Consider the following 20,180-nt stretch of genomic DNA (forward strand, 5'->3'; position numbering starts at 1 on the left):
CCCGCTTAGAACAGTCTTACTTTTGCCAGCTCTTCACCAGCTCGTCGTAATTGATGGTGACCGGCTTTTCCTTCTCGTTCTCGATCTTCAACTGAGGAGCGAGATTGCCCTTCTTGACCGCGTCGGCGTTCCAGTAGGCGAGGTCATGCTCTTCGGCCATCTTCGGGCCGATATCGCCCTGGATGCCGGCCTTTTCCAGGCGTTCCATGACCTTTTCCTGCTCAGAGCAAAGCGAGTCCATCGCCTCCTGTGCCGTCTTGGCACCCGACGACGCATCGCCGATCGCCTGCCACCAGAGCTGTGCCAGCTTCGGATAGTCCGGAACGTTCGTTCCGGTCGGCGACCACTGAACACGGGCCGGCGAGCGGTAGAACTCGATCAGGCCGCCGAGCTTCGGAGCGCGTTCCGTGAAGCTCTTGTCCTGGATCGTCGACTCGCGGATCAGCGTCAGGCCGACATGGCTCTTCTTCACGTCGACCGTCTTCGATACGACGAACTGCGCATAGAGCCAGGCGGCCTTGGCGCGATCGTCAGGCGTGGACTTGAGAAGCGTCCATGAACCCACGTCCTGGTAGCCGAGCTTCATGCCGTCCTTCCAGTAGACGCCATGCGGCGAGGGAGCAAAGCGCCATTTCGGGGTGCCGTCCGCGTTCACGACCGGCAGCCCTTCCTTGACGAAGGAGGCGGTGAAGGCGGTGTAGGTGAACATCTGCTGCGCGACCGTGCCCTGCGACGGGACGGGGCCGGATTCGCCGAACGTCATGCCTTGGGCTTCCGGCGGCGCATAGGCCTTCAGCCAATCCAGGTACTTCTGGATCGAATATACGGAAGCCGGGCCGTTGGTGTCGCCGCCGCGCGCGACGCACGAGCCGACAGGCTGCGACTTCTCGTTGACCTTGATGCCCCATTCGTCGACCGGAAGACCGTTCGGCAGGCCCTTGTCGCCATTGCCGGCCATGGACAGCCAGGCATCGGTGAACCGCCAGCCGAGCGAGGGGTCCTTCTTGCCGTAGTCCATGTGGCCATAGACCTTCTTGCCGTCGATTTCGCGGCCGGTGAAGAACTCGGCGATGTCCTCATAGGCCGACCAGTTGACCGGAACGCCGAGGTCGTAGCCGTACTTGGCCTTGAAATCGGCCTTGTTCTTCTCGTCGTTGAACCAGTCGTAGCGGAACCAGTAGAGATTCGCGAACTGCTGGTCGGGCAGCTGGTAGAGGTCGCCGTCCGGAGCGGTCGTGAACTTGGTGCCGATGAAGTCGGCGAGGTCGAGGTTGGGATTGGTGACATCCTTGCCCTCATTCGCCATCCACTTGGTCAGGCTGCGCGCCTGCTGGTACCGCCAGTGGGTGCCGATCAGGTCGGAGTCGTTGACGTAGGCGTCGTAAATGTTTTCGCCCGACTGCATCTGCGTCTGCAGCTTCTCGACGACATCGCCTTCGCCGATCAGGTCGTGAGTGATCTTGATGCCGGTGATCGCGGTGAAGGCGGGCGCCAAGACCTTGGACTCATAGCTATGCGTATCGATGGTCTCGGAGACCACCTTGATGTCCATCCCGGCGAAAGGCTTCGCGGCATCGATGAACCATTGCAATTCGGCTTCCTGGGCGCCGCGATCGAGCGTCGACAAGTCCTTGATTTCGGTATCGAGGAAAGTCTTGGCTTCGTCCATTCCGGCATAGGCCTGGCCTGCTCCCCAGAGCAGGACAAGCGCAGTCGTTGATGTTAAAAATTGCCTTCGCATTTCGTTCCTCCACTTTTCAAGTTTCAAGTGCGATCTGGAGCGGCCGTCGGCACGCGGTCGCTCCAACAGTTTCCCCCTCTATACGTAGCGGAACACGCCGACGGCGTAGACTACGGAGAGAGCGAGAGCCCACCACAGGTTGGGTCCGACAAGACCCAGCCAAGCGAGATGGATAAAGGCGCTGCCGAGCAGCGAAACAAAGAGGCGGTCGCCGCGCGTCGTCTCGAAGCGCAGGAGGCCGACCCGGGGATTGCCGCCAGGCGAGGCGTATTCCCAGACCGCCATGCCACAGAGCAGTACCAGGATCGTGATGAAAAAGATCGCCGTTGGCAGCGTCCATGCCATCCAGGTGAGGTTCATGGTCATACCCTCCCTAGGGCAAAGCCCTTGGCGATGTAGTTGCGGACGAACCAGATCACGAGCGCGCCTGGAAGGATGGTGAGCACGCCGGCGGCGGCCAGCACGCCCCAGTCGAGCCCGGAGGCCGAGACCGTACGCGTCATGATCGCCGCGATCGGTTTGGCGGCCGTCGTGGTCAAGGTGCGCGCGATCAGCAGTTCGACCCATGAGAACATGAAGCAGAAGAAGCAGGCCACGCCGACGCCGCTTGCGATCAGCGGCATGAAGATTTTCAGGAAGAAGCGCGGGAAGGAATAGCCATCGATATAGGCGGTCTCGTCGATCTCCTTCGGCACGCCGGACATGAAACCCTCGAGGATCCAGACCGCCAGCGGCACGTTGAACAGGCAGTGCGCCAGCGCCACCGCGATATGCGTGTCGATCAGCCCGAACGCCGAATAGAGCTGGAAGAACGGCAGCGCGAACACTGCCGGCGGCGCCATGCGGTTGGTCAACAGCCAGAAGAAGAGGTGCTTGTCGCCGAGGAACCGGTAGCGCGAGAAAGCGTAGGCCGCCGGCAGCGCCACCGAAACCGAGATCACCATGTTCATGACGACATAGATGATCGAATTGATGTAGCCCTTGTACCAGGACGGGTCGGTGAAGATCACGATGTAGTTGGCCAGGGTCGGGCTCTTCGGCCACAGCGAAAACGCGCCCAGAATCTCCTGATTGGTCTTGAAGCTCATATTGACCAGCCAGTAGATCGGCAGCATCAGAAAGATGATGTAGATCGTTGGCACCAACCACCAGAACCGGGATTCTTCGCCGCGCCGGCGCATCAGCCGCGCAAGCTGGTCCTGCGACAATGTGCTGGCGAGCCCGTCCGAAACCGCCGTCTCACGCACTCGGTCCTGCCTCGTCGTTCCTTCGTTGGCGCCGCTCATCTCAGCGCTCCGCATCGACATTGGTCATGACGGTGTAGAACACCCAAGACAGCAAAAGGATGATCAGGAAGTAGATGATCGACATGGCGGCCGCCGGCCCGAGATCGAACTGACCGATCGCAATCTTGACCAGGTCTATCGACAGGAACGTCGTCGAATTGCCAGGGCCTCCGCCCGTGACGACGAACGGCTCGGTGTAGATCATGAACGAGTCCATGAAGCGCAGCAGCACTGCAATCAGAAGCACGCGGTTCATCTTCGGCAGCTGGATGTAGCGGAACACTGCCCAGCGTGAGGCGCCGTCGATCTTGGCCGCCTGGTAGAAAGCATCGGGGATCGAGACCAGTCCGGCGTAGCAGAGCAGAACGACGAGGCTTGTCCAGTGCCATACGTCCATCAGGATGACCGTCACCCAGGCATCAGTCGGATCGTTGACGTAGTTGTAGTCGAAGCCGAGCGCCGACAGCGTGTAGCCGAGCAGGCCAATGTCGATGCGGCCGAATACCTGCCAAATCGTGCCGACGACGTTCCACGGGATCAGCAGCGGCAGAGCCATCAGCACCAGGCAGACTGGCACGCCCCAGCCTTTCTTGGGCATGTTAAGAGCGATGAAGATGCCGAGCGGAATCTCGATGGCGAGGATGGTTGCGGAAAAGATCAGGTTGCGGACCATCGACAGCCAGAAGCGTTCCGACTCCAGGATTTCGGTGTACCAGTCCGAGCCGTTCCAGAAGAAGACGTTGTTTCCGAACGTGTCCTGCACCGAATAGTTGACCACCGTCATCAGCGGGATCACCGCCGAGAACGCCACCAGCAGAAGAACCGGCAGCACCATAAACCAGGCCTTGTTGTTCCAGGTCTTCTCCATCTAGGCCTCCATCTCGACACGCCAGGAATCGGCATAGATGTTGATGCCGGCCGGGTCGAACCGCACCTTCGGATCGGCGGGCAGGGTCTCGTCCTCACCGATCACGGCAGAAATATCGCGGCCTTCGAGCTTGGCGCGCACCACCTTGTGGCGGCCGAGATCCTCGACCTTGCTGACCTGCACGGCCATGCCTTCGCGGCCGAGCCGGACATATTCGGGACGGATGCCGAGCTCGACGGCGCCGCTGCCTGCCTTTGGCGCGCCCGGCAGTTCGATGCGCTGCGAGCCGAGTGTCGCCGTCTTGCCGTCGATCGCCACCGGCATGACGTTCATGCCCGGCGAGCCGATAAAATAACCGACAAAGGTATGGCGTGGCCGTTCGAACAATTCGGCCGGTGTGCCGATCTGCACGATGCCGCCATCATACATGACCACGACCTGCTCGGCGAAGGTCAGCGCCTCGGTCTGGTCGTGGGTCACATAGACCATGGTGTAGCCAAAGCGGCGGTGCAACTGCTTCAGCTGCGAGCGCAGCACCCACTTCATGTGCGGATCGATGACGGTCAGCGGCTCGTCGAACAGGATGGCGTTGACGTCGGAGCGCACCAGCCCGCGGCCGAGCGAGATCTTCTGCTTCTGGTCGGCGGTCAGGCCCCTCGCCTTCTTCTTCGCCCAGGACGCCAGATCGATCATCTCCAACGTCTCGCGAACCTTGCGGTCGACATCGGCTTCCGGCACGCCGCGGTTGCGCAGCGGGAAGGCCAGATTATCGTAGACGGTCATGGTGTCGTAAATGACCGGGAACTGGAACACCTGCGCGATGTTGCGCTCCTGCGTCGATAAATTGGTCACGTCCTTGCCGTTGAACAGCAACTGGCCGTGCGAGGGGTGCAACAATCCCGAAATGATGTTGAGCAGCGTGGTCTTGCCGCAACCGGAGGGCCCGAGCAGCGCATAGGCGCCGCCGTCCTCGAAGACATGATGCACTTCCCGCAGCGCGAAATCGGCATCTTTCTGCGGGTTCGGCAGGTAGGAATGTCGGACATGGTTGACGTCGATGCGTGCCATCTCTTTGCCCTCAAGCCGCCAGCTTCGACGCAGTCACGGCGCTGCCGTGCTCGTCGAAAACCATGATGTGGCGCGGATCGATGAACACCTCGACCACCTCGTCTGGCTCGAAATGCCTGATACCATGGGTCAGCATGACCCAGCGCGCATCGGCGAAATCGAGATGGATGAAGCTCTCCGATCCGGTGATCTCGGTGATCGTCACCTTGGCACGCACCGGCACCGCCGCCGCATTGGGCCGCTCGAGCGACAAGTGGTGCGGCTGAAAACCGATCGTATAGATGGCGTCGGCAATGCCGGAGAGTTCGGCCGGCACCGGTAGGTTCACGCCGCCCTCGAGCAGGAAATCCCGACCCTTCTTGGCGAGCACGATGGTGTTAAGCGGCGGATCGGAAAACGTCCTGGCTGTCACCAGATCTACCGGCTTGCGGAACACCTCGATGGTCGGTCCGAACTGGGTGATCTTGCCTTGCGAAAGCGTCGCCGTGTTGCCGCCAAGCAGCAGGGCCTCGTGCGGCTCGGTGGTGGCGTAGACGAAGATGGTGCCGGCGGCGGCGAATATCCTGGGCAATTCGGCGCGCAGTTCCTCGCGCAATTTGTAGTCGAGATTGGCGAGCGGTTCATCGAGCAGGACCAGGCTGGCGTTCTTGACGATGGCGCGCGCCAGTGCGGTGCGCTGCTGCTGGCCGCCGGACAGGCTGAGCGGCGTGCGGTCGAGATAGGGTGTCAGCTTGAGAAGTGCGGCGGCTTCACCTACCTGGCTGTCGATCCTGGCCTGCTCGATGCCGGCTACCCGCAGCGGCGAAGCGATGTTCTCATAGACGGTCATCGCCGGATAGTTGATGAACTGCTGGTAGACCATGGCGATCTTGCGCTTCTGCACCGGCACGCCGGTGACATTCTGACCGTCGAACCAGATCGAACCGGAGGTTGGCACATCGAGGCCGGCCATCAGCCGCATCAAGCTGGTCTTGCCCGAAAGCGTCGGTCCGAGCAGGACGTTGAGCGAGCCGTGCTGGAGCGTCAGCGACACGTCGCTTATATGCTCGACCGCACCGACCGTCTTGGTGACGTTTCTCAGTTCCAGCATGACGCCTCCTCCCAGGCCTTCCGCATCAGCTCAAACCCCTCTTCATTCGGCAGCCGCGACATGGCGCCGGCTTATGCCGCGCATGAATTCATCGAGCGCCGCCACCTGCTCGCGGCTGAGATGCAGACCGCGCTTGGTCCGGCGCCACAATACATCTTCTGATGTGACGGCCCATTCGTTTTGAACGAGATAGCGCACCTCGGCCTCATAGAGATCGGCGCCGAAGTTGCGGCCGAGATCGACGTTCGATTTGGCCAGCCCCAACAGCATCCTCGCGCGGGTTCCATAGAGCCGGGTCAACCGGCGAGCCAGGCGCGCGTCGAGGAATGGATAAGCGGTTTTCAATTTCGCCACTTCGGCATCGAAACCGGTGGCCGGGAAATCGCCGCCCGGCAGTGGCGCGTTTGCCGTCCACGGCTTGCCGCGCTTGCCGAGAAAACCCTCGATCTTTTCCAGCATCGATTCCGACAGCCGGCGATAGGTGGTGATCTTGCCGCCGAAGGCGTTGACGATCGGGGCGGCGCCCTCGCCGCCATCGGCCTTGAGCACATAGTCGCGCGTCGCTTCCTGCGCCTTGGAGGCGCCGTCATCATAGAGCGGACGGACGGCCGAATAGGTCCAAACGATGTCCGAGCGCTTGACGGGTTGGGCGAAATATTCGCTTGCCGCGGCGCAGAGATAATCGATCTCGGTGTCGCTGATCTTCACGTCATGCGGATCGCCGGGATAATCCTGGTCGGTGGTGCCGATCAGGGTGAACTCTTCCTCATAGGGAATGGCGAAGATGATGCGGCCATCCTTGTTCTGGAAGAAATACGCGCGTGGATCGTCGAACTTCCTGGCGATGACAATGTGGCTGCCCTGCACGAGACGAACATTGTGCACATCGTTGAGCCCGACGACGCCGGACAGCACATGATCGACCCAGGGGCCGGCGGCATTGACCAGCAGTCGCGCCTTGATCTCCTCGGTCTCGCCGGTCTGCAGATCCTCGATCTGGATTGCCCACAGGCCGTTTTCGCGGCGCGCGCCGGTCACTTTCGTGCGGGTGCGAACCGTGGCGCCGCGGTCGGCGGCATCACGTGCGTTCAGCGCCACCAGCCGCGCGTCATTGACCCAGCCATCAGAATATTCGAAGGCCTTCTTGAACAGCGGCTTCAAAGGCTTACCGGCCGGATCCCTGGCCATGTCCAGCGTCCGGGTCGCGGGCAGCAATTTGCGCCCGCCAATGTGGTCGTAGAGGAAGAGACCGAGCCTGATCAGCCAGGCCGGGCGCAGGCCCTTGGCATAGGGCAGCACGAAGCGCATTGGCCAGATGATGTGCGGCGCGTTCTTCCACAAAACCTCGCGCTCCATCAGCGCCTCGCGCACCAGGCGGAATTCGTAGAATTCGAGGTAGCGCAGGCCGCCATGGATCAATTTGGTCGAACCCGAGGAGGTTCCGCTGGCGAGGTCGTTCATCTCGGCGAGAAACACGGAAAAGCCACGACCGACGGCATCACGGGCAATGCCGCAGCCATTGATGCCGCCACCTATGACGAAAATGTCACGGATCGGAGATGCGTCCACAATTCCTCCAACGATTTCGCATTGCACCATTTTTGGGCTTTTACGAAACCGTGTCGGAATTATTTCGAAATGATAACGAATGTCAAACGAAATATCGCGAGCGCGTGATATCGGGTGAAAACCGCCTAGGCGAGCGACGTCTCGATCAGCTGAACCTCGGCCTCCTGGCAGATCTTGCGCACTGACGGGATGTCGCAACGATCGGTGATGAAGGTGTTGACCTGCGACAGATGGCCGATGCGCACCGGTGCGGTTCGCTCGAATTTGGTCTGGTCGGAAACCAGGATGACATGCCTTGCATTGGCGATGATCGCCTGCGCCACCTTGACCTCGCGAAAATCGAAATCGAGCAAGGCGCCGTCATGGTCGATGGCGGATGCACCGATCACCGCGTAGTCGACCTTGAACTGCCTGATGAAGTCGACCGCCGCCTCGCCGACCACACCGCCATCGGACCCGCGCACGACACCACCCGCAATCACCACCTCGATCGACGGATATATCCGCATCCTATTGGCAACATTGATGTTATTGGTGATGACCATGAGACCGTTGTGATCGAGCAACGCCTTGCTGACCGACTCTGTCGTGGTGCCGATGTTGATGAACAGCGAGGCATTGTCGGGAATCAACCTGGCGGCCGCACGGCCGATCGCCTCCTTTTCGTCGGCGGCGATCTTGCGTCTCGCCTCATACTCCATGTTCTCGATGCCGGAGGGGTACAGCGCGCCGCCATGGATGCGCGAGAGCAGCCGCTGGTCGCACAAATCGTTGAGATCCTTGCGTATGGTCTGCGGCGTCACATTGAAGTGGGTGGCCAGATCATCTACCAGCACGCGGCCATGATCCTTGGCCATCTGGATAATCTCGGCATGGCGTGGCGACAGATACATGGGGCAACCTCCCGTTTTCGTTTTTCTTGTCTATAGTCGAAAACGAAATCGATGGAAAGGCATAAGCCGGCTAACGAAATCAGCGATCCAGGCCACGTGCTACTTCAGTAATGACGACAAAAGCCGCATCGACATCGGCGGCGGTCGCCTCGAACTGTCCGACCTGGAACCGGATTGCGATCCTGTCGTCGACCCTCGTCTGCGTCAGGTAAATACGGCCATCGTCATTGATCGCATTGACCAGGCGCAGATTGTGCTCGTCCGCATCGGTTGCGGTCTTGTGTCGGAACGAGAACAACGACAGCATCGGTTCGCTGACGATCTCGAAATCCGGCTCCCTTGCCAGCCGCGCCGCCAACCCTTCGCTCCACCCGACATGATTGCGGATCATCGTGCGCAGATTTTCCAGGCCATGGGCGCGCAGCAGGAACCACAATTTCAGCGCGCGGAAGCGCCGGCCAAGCGGCACCGACCATTCGGAATAGTTGATGATGCCGTCATGACCGTGCGTCTTCAGATAATCCGGCTTGATGGCCAGCGTCCTGACATGGCTCTCGGGATCGCGCAGGAACTGGATCGAGCAGTCGAACTGCGCGCCCAGCCATTTGTGCGGATTGAAGACGATCGAATCGGCGCCTTCGACGCCTGTCCAGAAATGCCGATACTCCGGACAGATCATCGCCGATCCCGCCCATGCGGCGTCGACGTGAAGATAAAGCCCATGCCGCCGTGCGACCTCGACAACCGCTGCAATGTCGTCGGTGCCGCCGGTGCTGGTGCCGCCTACGCAAGCGATGATGCCGGCCGGCTGCATGCCGGCTTCCAGGTCGGCGGCGATTGCCGCCTCGAGTGCTGCCGTGTCCATGGCGCGAAAGCGGCCGCCGACCGGAATGCGCACGAGATTGTCCTCGCCGATGCCGGACACCCAGATCGCCCGGTCGATCGACGTGTGCACCTGATCGGAGGAATAGATGCGCAGCCGCGCCTGCCCTGCCAGGCCTTGTTTGTTGCCTTGCCAATCGAGCGCCCGCTCGCGCATGGTCAGCACCGCGGCCAGTGTCGCCGACGAGGCTGAATCCTGGATCACCCCGGAAAACCCTTCGGGCAGGCCGAGCGCCTGGCGCATCCAGTCGACGGTGCGCGTTTCGAGTTCGGTCGCCGCCGGCGACGTTTGCCAGAGCATGCATTGCGCGGCCATCGCCGAAACCAGATATTCCGCCACCACCGAGACCGGCGCCGCATTGGCCGGGAAATAGGCGAAGAAACGCGGATGCTGCCAATGCGTCATTCCCGGCAGGATCTTCTCTTCGAAGTCGGCGAAGATCCGGTCCATCGGTTCGGCGTCTTCGGGCGGCGAAACCTCAATGCTTCCAGAAATGGCGCCGGGTTCTACCAGTGGCCGCACGGGGCGGTCGCGCAGATTGTTGCGATAGTCAGCGCCCCAGTCGGCGGCGCGCCGCGACCATTGCCGGAAATCATCGTTGTTCATCCTGTCCTCCCGACATGATCGACCGCCACCATCCATCGCGGCTGGCCTCCTTATTAATTAACGCGTGAAATATATGCAACCAGCAACGGATGCCGCACGCCTCAGCCGGGGAAATCCGGCAGGCTGGCAAAGGCCGTCTTCAGCGCATTCGACCAGCCGTCGGAGATCGTGCGGTAGTACTGGTCATCCTGGCCGATCCGCTTCTTCAATCCGACCTTGAAGGCGTCCTTCTCCAGGAAGAGCAGGTCGAGCGGCAAGCCGACGGACAGGTTCGACTTCAACGTCGAATCGAACGACACCAAAAGCAGCTTCACCGTCTCGGCCAGGCTCATCGTCCTTTCGTAGGCGCGGATGATGATCGGCTTGCCGTATTTGGTCTCGCCGATCTGGAAAAACGGCGTGTCATCGGTCGATTCGATGAAATTGCCTTCGGGATAGATCATGAACAGGCGCGGCTCGCTGCCCTTGATCTGACCGCCGAGGATGAAGGACGCATTGAAATAGGAATCCGCCTTTTCGCCAGCGGGTGACGAATTGGCGATGACCTCCTTGACCGTGTCGCCAACAATGCGGACCGTTTGGTACATCGACGGCGTTTCGAGCACCGTAGAATGCCTTTCGGAGATCGCCTTGGTGCGCTCGTCGAGCAGGCTGACCACGGCCTGCGTCGTCGCCAGATTGCCCGCCGACATCAAAACGATGACACGCTCGCCCGGCTCTTCCCAGACATGCATCTTGCGAAAGGTGGAGATGGAATCCATGCCTGCATTGGTGCGCGTGTCCGACATGAACACGAGCCCGCGGTCGATCTTCAGGCCAACGCAATAGGTCATGGAATCTCTTCTAGAGCAATTCCAGGAAAAGTGTGAAGCGGTTTTCCGTGCGGAATTGCGTTAAAACAAGGGGATAGAGCGGTTCGGCGTTCCTTGAAACGATGAATCGCTCGGCAGCAATCGTGCGGAGGATTACTGCTCCACCGTGACGGTGACCGCAAGCCGTTCTTCCGCCTGTCCCAGCCGAATTCCCGACACCGGCGTGGCGTCGCGGTAATCGCGGCCCGTTGCCACCTTTACATAACGCTCGTCGGGTGAAATGCCATTGGCGGCATCAAAGGCAACCCAGCCGAGACCCGAGACATGCGCTTCGGCCCAGGCATGGCTGGCCGCCTGCTCGACCGTGGCATCCAGCATCAGATAGCCGCTGACATAGCGAGCTGGAAAGCCCATGGCGCGGGCGGCGGCGGCAAAGATATGGGTATGATCCTGGCAGACCCCGGTCTTGAGCGCCAAGGCTTCCTCCGCCGGCGTCGTCGCGTTGGTGGTGCCGGGCGTGTAGGCGACGCGTTCGCCGATGATGGCCATCAGCCGGTGCAGCCTTTCAATGTCGCTGCCCTTGCCGACCGACGCGGCGAGATCGCGAACACCGCTGCCGATCGTCGTCAATGGTGTCTCATGGCTGTACAGCCAGAGCGGCGTAAAGCCCTGGTGTGGTCCCGAGACACCCGCGGTGTCGCGCGTCACCACTTCGCCTGATGCTTCCACAGTGATGAAGTCGCGCTCGCCCTCGACGCTCAACAGCCTTGTGTCGTTGCCGAAATGGTCGACGAAGCGGACCTCTTCGCGCGCGCCTTCGATCGCCAGAGCCCAGGACAGAATGGTCTGCGTCGATCCGCTGACCGGAAGCAGCCGCAGCCGCTGCAACAGATAGTGCACCGGCGTATCGTAACGGTACTCGGTCCGGTGGGTGATCTTCAGCCGCATGCTTCTATTCCGTTTGTGAGCACGATCTCCGGACAAACGGTTTCCATTTGTCTGAGAAAACCGGCTCCACCTTTCGGGACCATGCTCAATTGAACCGATAATCTTGTGCGATCTCTTCGCCCAGCTTGGTGTTGTCGCGAATGAAATTGGCCAGGAACTCATGCAGGCCGGCGTCGAATATGCCCTTGATCGACCCGGCTCTCAGCATTGTCTGCGTCTTCTCGGCCGTTGCGTGGCAGGCATGGCGCTCGCCGTAATCGTCACCGAGGAATTTCAGATGCTCCGACAGGAAGCGATAGCAGAACATCAGCGAGCGCGGCATCCGGACATTGAGGATCAGATAATCGGCAATGTTGGTCGGCTTGTAATCGGCGTCGTAGACCCAGCGATAGGAGCGATGCGCCGAGACCGAACGCAGGATCGATTCCCACTGATAATTGTCGAGCGTCGAGCCGACCCAGGAGATCGACGGCAGCAGCACATAATATTTCACGTCGAGGATGCGCGCCGTGTTGTCCGCGCGCTCGACATAAGTGCCGAGCTGCGAGAAGTCGAAGATCTCGTTGCGCAGCATGGTGCCGTAGAATGAGCCGCGGATCAGCGCCGTCTCGCGCTTGATGGCGTCGAGCACGCTGGGTAGGTCGCGCTCGTCGATCGGCCTGGCCAGCATCCGCTTCAGCGACATCCAGGCTTCGTTGATGCTTTCCCAGGTTTCGCGCGTCAGCGCGGTACGCACCATGCGGGCATTGTTGCGGGCCGTCTCGATCGACGCCATCGTGCTCGACGGGTTCGACGTGTCGCGCAACAGGAAGTCGGCGACATTGGCGGCGGTATAGTCAGAATATTTCTGGCTGAAGGTGACGTCGGAACCGGCGCTGAGCAGCACCGAACTCCACTCTTCCGAGGCGCTCTGCGTGCGGGTCAGCGCCATGCGCAGGCCGGCATCGACCAAGCGCGCCATGTTTTCCGCCCGCTCGATATAGCGGTTCATCCAATAGAGCCCGTTGGCGGTGCGGCCTAAAAGCATTGAATTGGCCCCTCGGGCTAGTGAGTAGGGAATAGGCAGTAGGGAATAGTAAGAGTTTGAATCTCAATGGAATATGGCATTTCCCTGTCCTCTGCTTCCACTACTGCCTGCTGCCTGCTGCCTGCTGCCTACTGCCTAATTCCTTACTCACTCACTTCAATCATCCAGCACCCACGTATCCTTCGTCCCGCCGCCCTGCGAGGAATTGACCACCAGCGAGCCTTCCTTCAGCGCGACGCGGGTCAGCCCGCCGGGCACGATCTGGATGCGGTCGGAGACCAGCACATAAGGCCTGAGATCGACATGGCGCGGCGCCAACCCCTTTTCCGTCAGGATCGGGCATGTCGACAGCGCGAGCGTCGGCTGGGCGATGTAATTCGAAGGTTTTGCCTGGAGTTTCTTGGCAAACGTCTCGCATTCCTTCTTGGTTGCTGCCGGCCCAACCAGCATGCCGTAGCCGCCGGAACCGTGCACTTCCTTGATCACCAGTTCGTCGATGTGTTCGAGCACGTATTTCAGGCTGTCCGGCTCCGAGCAGCGCCAGGTTGGGATGTTGCCCAGGATCGCCTTGCGGCCGGTGTAGAATTCGATGATCTCGGGCATGTAGGAATAGATCGCCTTGTCGTCGGCAATGCCGGTGCCCGGCGCGTTGGCGATGGTGATGTTGCCGGCCCGATAGACATCCATGATGCCGGGTATGCCAAGTGCGGAGTCCGGCCGGAAGGTCAGCGGGTCGAGGAAGGAATCATCGACGCGGCGGTAAAGCACATCGATCTGCTTGTAGCCTTCGGTCGTGCGCATCGCGACATGCCCGTCGACGACCCGCAGATCCTGGCCTTCGACCAGTTGCACGCCCATCTGGTCGGCGAGGAAGGCGTGTTCGAAATAGGCGGAGTTGAAACTGCCGGGCGTCAGCACCGCAATGGTCGGCGCACCCTTTGTGCTTTGCGGCCGCACCGCCGCCAGCGACTGGCGCAGAAGCTGAGGGTAGTTTTCCACCGGCCGCACCTTGATCTTCTGGAACAGCTCGGGGAACAGCTGCATCATCGTCTCGCGGTTCTCCAGCATATAGGAGACGCCCGACGGTGTGCGCGCATTGTCCTCCAGCACGTAGAATTCGTCCTCCGAGATGCGGACGATGTCGACGCCGATGATATGGGTGTAGACGCCGGCCGGCGGCCTGACCCCGATCATCTCCGGCAGGAAGGCCTCGTTCCTGGCGATCAATTCCCTGGGGACGCGCCCTGCGCGCAGGATTTCCTGGCGATGATAGATGTCGTCGAGGAAGGCGTTCAGCGCCTGCACGCGCTGCTCTATGCCCTGCGTGAGGCGCCGCCATTCATTGCCTGAAATGATGCGGGGAACGATGTCGAACGGGATCAGCCGCTCGGAGGCTTCCTGCTCGCCATAAACGGCGAAGGTGATACCGGTCTTGCGGAAGACGCGTTCGGCGTCCTGCATCTTCTCGGTCAACCTGGCTGGGTCCTGCTCCTTCAGCCAGCGATCATAAGCCGAATACGGTCTTCTCAATCCGGAGACTTCCGGAAGCATTTCATCGAACGCTGCCAATCGCATACTCCCCTGTGACGCCATTTCACTGGCGTCGCCGGAGAAAATCAAGCGCAATCGGTGATTTGGGAGATACGGACGATCAGTATGTTGCGCCTGCCTAAAATTGAGGCAGGTGAAATATGACCTTGGTCAGCCTTTGCCTCGTGCCCGGGCAAATGCGTTTGCCAGCTAGAAAGCGCGGAACGTGACGACGGTGAACGTGTCCTTGATGCCGGGGAGAATCTGCACCTTTTCGTTGACGAAATGGCCGACGTCTTCCTCGTCGTCGACGTAGAATTTGGCGAGCAGATCGTAATTGCCGGCGGTGGAGTAGATTTCCGAGGCGATCTCGGCATCGGCAAGCGCGCTGGCAACCTCATAGGATTTGCCGAGCTCGCATTTGATCTGCACGAAAAACGCCTTCATGGCTTCGTCCCGCTAAACGTCCAAGTCCAGCGGCCCTTCTGGCAGACTGGAGGCGGGCTTTCAAGCGCTGGAATCCGTACTCAGCCGGCCCAGGCCTGGGCTGCAACCTCCCGCAGCCCCTACACCAGCATGCAATCTGCCGCCGATCGCCAGCGATTATTCGCAATCGCTGAAACCGCGATGCGCTGCCAAGCGTATGTTATGATGCGTCTTCGGACAGCACCATTTTTGAGGGAAGATATTTCGCGGGATAACGGAGACAGGCCATGCGCCACGCCTTTTTCGCAATCGCAGTCGTTCCATTCCTCTTTGTATCGTCGGCATTGGCCGGCGATGCCGAGATCAAGGCGGGCCAGTCCGTCATCGACAGTCAGCTAGGGGCCCTCATTGCCGATGACGGCGCCACTGCCTACAGCTTCGCCGCCCCGAATGTGAAGCGGATCTTCCCGACCGTCGACGCCTTCATGAACATGGTGACCAACGGCTATCCGCCGGTGCGCAAGCCGCGGACCTATTCCTTCGGCAAGGTCGAGGAGACGGCTCCGGGTTCGATCGTCCAGCAGGTGCTGATCGTCGGCCCCAACGGCAAGGACTACGAGGCTGTCTACACGTTGCAGCAACAGCCCGACGGCACGTTCCAGATCACCGGTTGCAGCCTGCGCGCCTCGAATTCGCCCAGCACTTGAGGCCTCACAGCAACGGGATATCGCCCCTTGCCCAGCCCTCGGTGATTTCCGCGCCGCGCGCCTCGAAGGCGCCGGCCTCGATCGCAGCGCGGATATCCTGCATCAGCTTTTGATAGTAGGAAAGGTTGTTCCAGGTCAAAAGCATGGCGCCAAGTGCCTCCTGTGAGCGCACCAGATGATGCAGATAGGCGCGTGAGTAGTCCCGGGCGGCAGGGCAGTCGCTTTCCTCGTCGAGCGGCCGCGGATCGTCGGCATGGCGGGCGTTGCGCAGATTGACCTTGCCGCGCCTTGTATAGGCAAGGCCGTGGCGGCCGGCCCGCGTCGGCATTACGCAGTCGAACATGTCGATGCCGCGCGCCACCGATTTCAGGATATCGTCAGGCGTGCCGACGCCCATCAGATAGCGCGGCTTGTCCGCTGGCAATTCCGGACAGGTGATGTCGAGCATTTCGAGCATCACCGCTTGCGGCTCGCCGACGGCCAGGCCGCCAACCGCGTAGCCCTTCAGCTCCATCGCGCTCAGCGCCTGCGCCGAACGCACCCTGAGCGCTGCGTTGTCGCCGCCTTGCACGATGCCGAACATCGCCTTGCCCGGCTGATCGCCGAACGCCGTCTTGCAGCGCTCGGCCCAACGCAGCGACAGCTCCATGGCGCGCTCGATCTCCTTCATCTCGGCCGGCAGCGCCGTGCATTCGTCGAGCTGCATCTGGATGTCGGAATCAAGCAGTCCCTGGATCTCGATCGACCGCTCCGGCGACATCTCGTAGGCAGCGCCATCGATATGCGAACGGAAGGTGACGCCCTTTTCGGTCAGCTTTCTCAGCTTCGACAGCGACATCACCTGGAAACCACCGCTGTCGGTCAGAATCGGATGCGGCCAGCGGGCGAACTCGTGCAGGCCACCGAGCCGCGCCACACGCTCGGCGCCGGGCCGCAGCATCAGATGATAGGTGTTGCCCAGGATGATGTCGGCGCCGACACCGCGCACCTGGTCCATATACATCGCCTTGACGGTGCCGCCGGTGCCGACCGGCATGAAGGCCGGCGTGCGGATTTCGCCGCGCGGCATGTCGATCACGCCGCGTCGCGCCTTGCCGTCGGTTGCCAGAACCTTGAAGCTGAACGGCTTAGCCATTGAATTCCTTGTCGTGGACCGGGGCGTCCGGCGCCTGATTGTCAAGCGACTGGCGGTAGTGGATGCCGCGCATGGTGGAATCGCGGTGCTGGCGAATGCCCGCGCGCAGTTTTTTCACTTCCGCGACCAGCGCATCACGGTCAAAGGCTTGCAGATCATCGTCCATCGCTCGTCTCCGCTCGGAAAAGCAGGCTTGCGTCGCCATAGGAATAGAATCTGTAGCGGCTCTCGATGGCATGCGCATAGGCCGCGCGCATCGTGCCGAGGCCGCTGAAGGCCGAGACCAGCATGAACAGCGTCGAGCGCGGCAGATGGAAATTGGTCATCAGCACGTCGGCGGTGCGAAAACGGTAGCCGGGCGTGATGAAGATATCGGTCGGACCGGACCACGCAGCCAGAGTACCGTCCTCACGCGCCGCACTCTCCAGCAGACGCAGCGAGGTCGTTCCGACAGCGACGATGCGCCCGCCCCTTGCTCTTGCGGCATTCAGGGCGTCCGCAGTGGCTTCGCTGACCGAACCGGTCTCGGCATGCATCTTGTGGTCGGCGGTATCGTCCGCCTTCACCGGCAGGAACGTGCCTGCGCCGACATGCAAGGTGACGAAGCGGCGTTCGATGCCCTTGCTGTCAAGCGCTGCAAAAAGCTCCGGCGTGAAATGCAGGCCCGCTGTCGGAGCCGCAACGGCGCCTTCCTCGCTTGCATAGATGGTCTGGTAGTCGGCCCGGTCGCGTTCGTCGTCGTCGCGTTTCGAGGCGATGTAGGGCGGCAGCGGAATGTGGCCGACCGCGTGCAGCGCCTCGTCGAGGAACGGCCCCGACAGATCGAAGCCAAGCAGCGCTTCGCCGCCCTCGCCTTTCTCGATCACCGTGGCGTCGAGCTGACCGAGGAAACAGGAATTGCCGTCATGGCCGAAATGGATACGGTCGCCGGCTGCGATGCGCTTGCCCGGCCGCATGAAGGCCAGCCAGCGGTCCGGCGCCATGCGCATATGCAGCGTGGCTTCGACCTGCGCCGTCGCCTCACCCCGCCGCCGGATGCCTTTGAGCTGCGCTGGAATGACCTTGGTGTCGTTGAACACCAGCACGTCGCCGGCCCTGAGCAACGATGGCAGGTTGCCAACCGTCCGGTCGTCGAGCGCCTCGCCCGGCTTGACCACCAGCATCTTGGCGCTGTCGCGCGGCTCCGCCGGGCGAAGCGCGATGCGCTCCTCCGGCAAATCGAAGTCAAAGAGATCGACGCGCATCAGTAGAGCCGGACGAGCAGCGCTCCGACCAGCAGCAGCACCGCGCCGGCGATGCGACCGAGCGAGATTTCACGCACCGCGACGCCGAGGAAGCCGATGCGGTCGATGAGCATGCCGGCCAGCAACTGGCCGGCGACCAGAAACGCCATCAGCGCGGCCGCACCGATGCGTGGCGTCAGAATCGTCGACAGCGTGACATAGAAACCGCCCAGCATGCCGCCGGCCACGAACAGCCAGGGCGCCGGCGCCTTCCAGTCGAGCGAGATGCCCTGCAGCTTCACCACCGTGACGGAAATAATGCCGAGCACGATCGCGCCCGACAGGAACGAAAACGCAGCCGCCGCGACCGGGAGGCCCAGGCCGCGCGCCAGTTGCGAATTGATCGGCGCCTGAATGGCAATGAAGGCGCCGGACAGGATGCCGAGAAGCGACCAGACGACGCCCATCATTGTCGTTTGCCCTTACTTGACGTCGGCCGCGACCTTCAGCGAGACGATCTTGTCGGGATCCTGCACCGGCTCGCCGCGCTTGATCTTGTCGACATTGTCCATGCCTTCGATGACCTGGCCCCAGACCGTGTACTGACGATTGAGGAAGGCGGCATCGTCGAAGCAGATGAAGAACTGCGAATTGGCCGAGTTCGGGTTCTGCGAACGGGCCATCGAGCAGGTGCCGCGAGCATGGTTGGCGTTGGAGAATTCAGCCTTCAAATCCGGCTTTTCAGAGCCGCCCATGCCCGCGCGGGACGGCGCGAAGGAAGGCTTGCTGGAATTGCCGAACTTGACGTCGCCGGTTTGCGCCATGAAACCCTCGATAACGCGGTGGAAGACCACGCCGTCATAGGCGCCTTCCCTGGCCAGTTCCTTGATGCGGGCGACATGGCCCGGCGCCAGGTCGGGGAAAAGTTCGATGACCACATTGCCCTTGGTCGTTTCCATGATGAGCGCGTTCTCGCGGTCCTTGATTTCGGCCATGTCAGATATCCTTTTTCAGAAAAACAGAGTTATTCGACAATTTACTTGTCGGCGGCGATGCGCACCTTGATCATCCGGTCGGGATCGGTGACCGTGCCGTTGTCCGCCTGGTCGCCCTTCTTGATGTGATCCACCAGTTCCATGCCGCTGACGACATTGCCGACGATCGTGTACTGGCCATCGAGGGGCGGTGCCGGAGCGAACATGATGAAGAACTGCGAATTGGCCGAATTGGGGTCCTGCGAGCGGGCCATACCGACCACGCCGCGCTTATAATGTTCGGTCTGTGAGAATTCGGCGGGCAGGTCGGGCAGGTCGGAACCGCCGGTGCCAACGGCCTCGGCGCTGAAACCCTTTTTCATATTGCCGAACTTGACGTCGCCGGTCTGCGCCATGAAGCCGTCGATGACGCGGTGGAAGGCGACGTTGTCATAGGCGCCTTGGCGCACCAGCTTCTTGATCTGCTCGACATGCTTTGGCGCCAGATCGGGCCTCAGCGCAATGGTGACGTCGCCGTCCTTCAGCGTGATGATCATTGTGTTTTCCGGGTCGGCGGCGAAAGCCGAGACCGACGCAGCCACAAGACCGGCGAGCACGACAAGGAACGAGGCTAGCTTTTTCAGCTGCATGGTTTTCTCCGAAAACTTACTTCTTGAACTTGGCTGTGAGCGCGCCGGCAACCGCCGCCGGCACGAAGGGGCGAATGTCGCCGCCCATCGAGGCAATCTGGCGGACAAGTGTGGCGGTAATGGTGCGCACCGAAGGACTGGCGGGCAGAAAAACCGTCTGCAGTTCAGGCGCCATGGTCTCGTTCATGCCGGCCATCTGCATCTCATAGTCGAGGTCGGTGCCGTCGCGCAGGCCGCGGATCATGATCGAGGCGCCGTGCTTCCTGGCGGCGTCGATGACCAGCCCGTCGAAGGCGACGACCTTGATGCGGGCACCATCGCTGCCGAATTCCGTCTTCGTCGCCGTCTCGATCAGCTTCACCCGCTCCTCGAAGGAAAACAGCGGCTGCTTGCCCGGATGGATGCCGATCGCCGCATAAACGATATCGGCCACGGCCAGCGAGGCCTTCAGCACATCGAGATGGCCGTTGGTCAGCGGGTCGAAGGAGCCGGCATAGAGGGCGATGCGTTCAGTCATGGCTGGTGCTTCTAATGCATGATCCCAAAAAGTGGAAACCGGTTTTTGCGGACAAACGGTTTTTCGTTTGTCCTAGAGATCATGCTCAAATGAAAGCTAGAGCCTGTTCCATCTTCCGTCCATCAAGATGGAACAGGCTCTAGCGAGCCTCTCTCGCAAAGGCAAATCCGATCGGCGCGCCGGCCATGAACCTTTTCCGGCACATGAACGACAGATGAACACGCTGA

22 protein-coding genes are annotated in these 20,180 nt (G+C 61.1%); 1 reads left to right on the forward strand and 21 read right to left on the reverse strand.

Annotation, left to right across the window (positions count from 1 at the left end; genetic code table 11):
- Positions 1-16: 16 nt before the first annotated feature.
- From NKI99_RS28525 to NKI99_RS28590, 14 genes are all read right to left on the reverse strand, one after another.
- Positions 17-1,741 carry an ABC transporter substrate-binding protein gene (locus tag NKI99_RS28525; protein WP_023812972.1) on the reverse strand — a complete coding sequence of 575 codons (1,725 nt, stop codon included), beginning with the start codon at positions 1,739-1,741 and terminating at the stop codon, positions 17-19.
- Positions 1,742-1,819: 78 nt separating this feature from the next.
- Positions 1,820-2,101 carry a DUF2160 domain-containing protein gene (locus NKI99_RS28530; protein WP_023812973.1) on the reverse strand — a complete coding sequence of 94 codons (282 nt, stop codon included), beginning with the start codon at positions 2,099-2,101 and terminating at the stop codon, positions 1,820-1,822.
- A gap of 2 nt (positions 2,102-2,103) precedes the next feature.
- A complete protein-coding gene (locus NKI99_RS28535; RefSeq protein ID WP_027036701.1) occupies positions 2,104-3,027 on the reverse strand; it encodes a carbohydrate ABC transporter permease in 924 nt (307 codons plus the stop codon).
- A 1-nt stretch (position 3,028) separates the two neighbouring features.
- Complete coding sequence (locus NKI99_RS28540) at positions 3,029-3,895, reverse strand: carbohydrate ABC transporter permease (protein WP_023812975.1); 867 nt, start codon at positions 3,893-3,895, stop codon at positions 3,029-3,031.
- Complete coding sequence (locus NKI99_RS28545; RefSeq protein ID WP_023812976.1) at positions 3,896-4,963, reverse strand: ABC transporter ATP-binding protein; 1,068 nt, start codon at positions 4,961-4,963, stop codon at positions 3,896-3,898.
- A gap of 10 nt (positions 4,964-4,973) precedes the next feature.
- Positions 4,974-6,053 carry an ABC transporter ATP-binding protein gene (locus tag NKI99_RS28550; RefSeq protein ID WP_352612936.1) on the reverse strand — a complete coding sequence of 360 codons (1,080 nt, stop codon included), beginning with the start codon at positions 6,051-6,053 and terminating at the stop codon, positions 4,974-4,976.
- Between the two features lie 42 nt (positions 6,054-6,095).
- Positions 6,096-7,622, reverse strand: a complete 1,527-nt coding sequence (glpD, locus tag NKI99_RS28555) for a glycerol-3-phosphate dehydrogenase (RefSeq protein WP_023812978.1) — start codon at positions 7,620-7,622, stop codon at positions 6,096-6,098.
- Between the two features lie 125 nt (positions 7,623-7,747).
- Entirely contained in the window at positions 7,748-8,515 is a 768-nt protein-coding gene (locus tag NKI99_RS28560) for a DeoR/GlpR family DNA-binding transcription regulator (RefSeq protein ID WP_127258922.1), read from the reverse strand.
- 79 nt (positions 8,516-8,594) lie between these two features.
- Complete coding sequence (locus tag NKI99_RS28565; RefSeq protein WP_352612938.1) at positions 8,595-10,004, reverse strand: pyridoxal phosphate-dependent decarboxylase family protein; 1,410 nt, start codon at positions 10,002-10,004, stop codon at positions 8,595-8,597.
- Between the two features lie 101 nt (positions 10,005-10,105).
- Positions 10,106-10,837 (reverse strand): proteasome-type protease, encoded by a 732-nt coding sequence (locus NKI99_RS28570; protein WP_023812981.1) that lies wholly within the window; start codon positions 10,835-10,837, stop codon positions 10,106-10,108.
- 132 nt (positions 10,838-10,969) lie between these two features.
- A complete protein-coding gene (locus tag NKI99_RS28575; RefSeq protein WP_352442601.1) occupies positions 10,970-11,764 on the reverse strand; it encodes a transglutaminase family protein in 795 nt (264 codons plus the stop codon).
- A gap of 85 nt (positions 11,765-11,849) precedes the next feature.
- Complete coding sequence (locus NKI99_RS28580) at positions 11,850-12,791, reverse strand: alpha-E domain-containing protein (RefSeq protein WP_023812983.1); 942 nt, start codon at positions 12,789-12,791, stop codon at positions 11,850-11,852.
- Between the two features lie 156 nt (positions 12,792-12,947).
- A complete protein-coding gene (locus NKI99_RS28585) occupies positions 12,948-14,360 on the reverse strand; it encodes a circularly permuted type 2 ATP-grasp protein (protein ID WP_023812984.1) in 1,413 nt (470 codons plus the stop codon).
- 171 nt (positions 14,361-14,531) lie between these two features.
- Complete coding sequence (locus tag NKI99_RS28590; protein WP_010909609.1) at positions 14,532-14,768, reverse strand: Lrp/AsnC family transcriptional regulator; 237 nt, start codon at positions 14,766-14,768, stop codon at positions 14,532-14,534.
- A 266-nt stretch (positions 14,769-15,034) separates the two neighbouring features.
- Here NKI99_RS28590 and NKI99_RS28595 point away from each other — a divergent pair, with 266 nt between their 5' ends.
- On the forward strand, positions 15,035-15,454 hold the full coding sequence (locus NKI99_RS28595; RefSeq protein WP_352612940.1) for a DUF4864 domain-containing protein: 420 nt from the start codon (positions 15,035-15,037) through the stop codon (positions 15,452-15,454).
- A 4-nt stretch (positions 15,455-15,458) separates the two neighbouring features.
- Here NKI99_RS28595 and tgt read toward each other — a convergent pair whose 3' ends face one another.
- The 7 genes from tgt to coaD form a co-directional block, all read right to left on the reverse strand.
- Positions 15,459-16,589, reverse strand: coding sequence for a tRNA guanosine(34) transglycosylase Tgt (gene tgt / locus NKI99_RS28600; protein WP_023812987.1), 1,131 nt, complete (start codon positions 16,587-16,589; stop codon positions 15,459-15,461).
- Positions 16,582-16,755 carry a hypothetical protein gene (locus NKI99_RS28605; RefSeq protein WP_023812988.1) on the reverse strand — a complete coding sequence of 58 codons (174 nt, stop codon included), beginning with the start codon at positions 16,753-16,755 and terminating at the stop codon, positions 16,582-16,584. Before NKI99_RS28605 ends, tgt begins: the two co-directional genes overlap by 8 nt.
- Complete coding sequence (gene queA, locus NKI99_RS28610; protein ID WP_352442599.1) at positions 16,745-17,833, reverse strand: tRNA preQ1(34) S-adenosylmethionine ribosyltransferase-isomerase QueA; 1,089 nt, start codon at positions 17,831-17,833, stop codon at positions 16,745-16,747. Before queA ends, NKI99_RS28605 begins: the two co-directional genes overlap by 11 nt.
- On the reverse strand, positions 17,833-18,282 hold the full coding sequence (locus NKI99_RS28615; protein WP_352442598.1) for a DMT family transporter: 450 nt from the start codon (positions 18,280-18,282) through the stop codon (positions 17,833-17,835). Before NKI99_RS28615 ends, queA begins: the two co-directional genes overlap by 1 nt.
- A gap of 12 nt (positions 18,283-18,294) precedes the next feature.
- Entirely contained in the window at positions 18,295-18,807 is a 513-nt protein-coding gene (locus NKI99_RS28620; protein ID WP_352442597.1) for a peptidylprolyl isomerase, read from the reverse strand.
- A 41-nt stretch (positions 18,808-18,848) separates the two neighbouring features.
- Positions 18,849-19,343: a peptidylprolyl isomerase gene (locus NKI99_RS28625; protein ID WP_245273275.1), complete on the reverse strand. Its 495-nt coding sequence runs from the start codon at positions 19,341-19,343 to the stop codon at positions 18,849-18,851.
- Between the two features lie 109 nt (positions 19,344-19,452).
- Positions 19,453-19,953, reverse strand: a complete 501-nt coding sequence (coaD, locus tag NKI99_RS28630) for a pantetheine-phosphate adenylyltransferase (protein WP_023812993.1) — start codon at positions 19,951-19,953, stop codon at positions 19,453-19,455.
- Positions 19,954-20,180: the final 227 nt, after the last annotated feature.

Origin of the sequence: Mesorhizobium sp. M0239, from assembly GCF_040321815.1 — a bacterium.
GTDB lineage: Bacteria > Pseudomonadota > Alphaproteobacteria > Rhizobiales > Rhizobiaceae > Mesorhizobium.

What these genes read in the sequence shown, in the direction of transcription:
- tgt (WP_023812987.1), bottom strand. Translation starts at nt 16,589, where the DNA reads ATGGCTAAGCCGTTCAGCTTCAAGGTTCTGGCAACCGACGGCAAGGCG.
- NKI99_RS28535 (WP_027036701.1), bottom strand. Translation starts at nt 3,027, where the DNA reads ATGAGCGGCGCCAACGAAGGAACGACGAGGCAGGACCGAGTGCGTGAG.
- queA (WP_352442599.1), bottom strand. Translation starts at nt 17,833, where the DNA reads ATGCGCGTCGATCTCTTTGACTTCGATTTGCCGGAGGAGCGCATCGCG.
- NKI99_RS28550 (WP_352612936.1), bottom strand. Translation starts at nt 6,053, where the DNA reads ATGCTGGAACTGAGAAACGTCACCAAGACGGTCGGTGCGGTCGAGCAT.
- NKI99_RS28615 (WP_352442598.1), bottom strand. Translation starts at nt 18,282, where the DNA reads ATGATGGGCGTCGTCTGGTCGCTTCTCGGCATCCTGTCCGGCGCCTTC.
- NKI99_RS28530 (WP_023812973.1), bottom strand. Translation starts at nt 2,101, where the DNA reads ATGAACCTCACCTGGATGGCATGGACGCTGCCAACGGCGATCTTTTTC.
- NKI99_RS28565 (WP_352612938.1), bottom strand. Translation starts at nt 10,004, where the DNA reads ATGAACAACGATGATTTCCGGCAATGGTCGCGGCGCGCCGCCGACTGG.
- NKI99_RS28590 (WP_010909609.1), bottom strand. Translation starts at nt 14,768, where the DNA reads ATGAAGGCGTTTTTCGTGCAGATCAAATGCGAGCTCGGCAAATCCTAT.
- coaD (WP_023812993.1), bottom strand. Translation starts at nt 19,953, where the DNA reads ATGACTGAACGCATCGCCCTCTATGCCGGCTCCTTCGACCCGCTGACC.
- NKI99_RS28540 (WP_023812975.1), bottom strand. Translation starts at nt 3,895, where the DNA reads ATGGAGAAGACCTGGAACAACAAGGCCTGGTTTATGGTGCTGCCGGTT.
- NKI99_RS28570 (WP_023812981.1), bottom strand. Translation starts at nt 10,837, where the DNA reads ATGACCTATTGCGTTGGCCTGAAGATCGACCGCGGGCTCGTGTTCATG.
- NKI99_RS28525 (WP_023812972.1), bottom strand. Translation starts at nt 1,741, where the DNA reads ATGCGAAGGCAATTTTTAACATCAACGACTGCGCTTGTCCTGCTCTGG.
- NKI99_RS28620 (WP_352442597.1), bottom strand. Translation starts at nt 18,807, where the DNA reads ATGGCCGAAATCAAGGACCGCGAGAACGCGCTCATCATGGAAACGACC.
- NKI99_RS28580 (WP_023812983.1), bottom strand. Translation starts at nt 12,791, where the DNA reads ATGCTTTTAGGCCGCACCGCCAACGGGCTCTATTGGATGAACCGCTAT.
- NKI99_RS28625 (WP_245273275.1), bottom strand. Translation starts at nt 19,343, where the DNA reads ATGATCATCACGCTGAAGGACGGCGACGTCACCATTGCGCTGAGGCCC.
- NKI99_RS28575 (WP_352442601.1), bottom strand. Translation starts at nt 11,764, where the DNA reads ATGCGGCTGAAGATCACCCACCGGACCGAGTACCGTTACGATACGCCG.
- NKI99_RS28545 (WP_023812976.1), bottom strand. Translation starts at nt 4,963, where the DNA reads ATGGCACGCATCGACGTCAACCATGTCCGACATTCCTACCTGCCGAAC.
- NKI99_RS28605 (WP_023812988.1), bottom strand. Translation starts at nt 16,755, where the DNA reads ATGGACGATGATCTGCAAGCCTTTGACCGTGATGCGCTGGTCGCGGAA.
- NKI99_RS28560 (WP_127258922.1), bottom strand. Translation starts at nt 8,515, where the DNA reads ATGTATCTGTCGCCACGCCATGCCGAGATTATCCAGATGGCCAAGGAT.
- NKI99_RS28595 (WP_352612940.1), top strand. Translation starts at nt 15,035, where the DNA reads ATGCGCCACGCCTTTTTCGCAATCGCAGTCGTTCCATTCCTCTTTGTA.